The organism is Oleiphilus sp. HI0132, from assembly GCF_001635845.1.
The window spans coordinates 1-960 of record NZ_LWGJ01000999.1 but is presented as its reverse complement, the minus strand read 5'-3'; the positions used below and the strand labels follow the sequence as shown (position 1 = coordinate 960).

The following is a 960-nucleotide window of genomic DNA, read 5'->3' as shown; positions in this document are numbered from 1 at the left end:
ATTTTGGAAATTGGTGGAGCTATGCGGGATCGAACCGCAGACCTCCTGCGTGCAAGGCAGGCGCTCTCCCAGCTGAGCTATAGCCCCAATCCCAGAGCATTTTATCCTCTGCTTTAACGTTCATTAAAGTCAGACTCAAAAAATCGTAGATTTTAGTTAATCTAGGCAAATGACTGCGAAGCATAGCCTGCTATGCGAGTAATCATTTAACGATGAGTAACTGAAATCTGGTAGGCCTGGGCAGACTTGAACTGCCGACCTCACCCTTATCAGGGGTGCGCTCTAACCACCTGAGCTACAGGCCTTCTGCGCAAATTACCTGTCAGTAAGATGCTATAGGGCCTATTGCCCTTACGCTCTCTTTAATTCTATAACCAAGCAATTCGTGTGAACTCTGACCGAAACGATCACGATTCGTTTAAGGAGGTGATCCAGCCCCAGGTTCCCCTAGGGCTACCTTGTTACGACTTCACCCCAGTCATGAACCACACCGTGGTAATCGTCCCCCCGAAGGTTAGACTAACTACTTCTGGTGCAATCCACTCCCATGGTGTGACGGGCGGTGTGTACAAGGCCCGGGAACGTATTCACCGTGGCATTCTGATCCACGATTACTAGCGATTCCGACTTCATGGAGTCGAGTTGCAGACTCCAATCCGGACTACGATAAATTTTCTGGGATTAGCTCCACCTCGCGGCTTGGCGTCCCTTTGTATTTACCATTGTAGCACGTGTGTAGCCCTGGTCGTAAGGGCCATGATGACTTGACGTCGTCCCCACCTTCCTCCGGTTTGTCACCGGCAGTCTCCTTAGAGTTCCCACCCGAAGTGCTGGCAAATAAGGATAAGGGTTGCGCTCGTTACGGGACTTAACCCAACATTTCACAACACGAGCTGACGACAGCCATGCAGCACCTGTCACTGCGTTCCCGAAGGCACCAATCTATCTCTAGAAAGTTCG

2 tRNA genes and 1 rRNA gene are annotated in these 960 nt (G+C 50.6%); all 3 read right to left on the bottom strand.

Features of this window, described 5'->3' with window-relative positions:
- Positions 1–11: 11 nt before the first annotated feature.
- A tRNA-Ala gene (locus A3766_RS11235) sits at positions 12–87 on the bottom strand.
- 141 nt (positions 88–228) lie between these two features.
- Positions 229–305: transfer RNA gene (locus A3766_RS11230), tRNA-Ile, on the bottom strand.
- 114 nt (positions 306–419) lie between these two features.
- A 16S ribosomal RNA gene (locus A3766_RS11225) occupies positions 420–960 on the bottom strand; the annotation flags it as partial.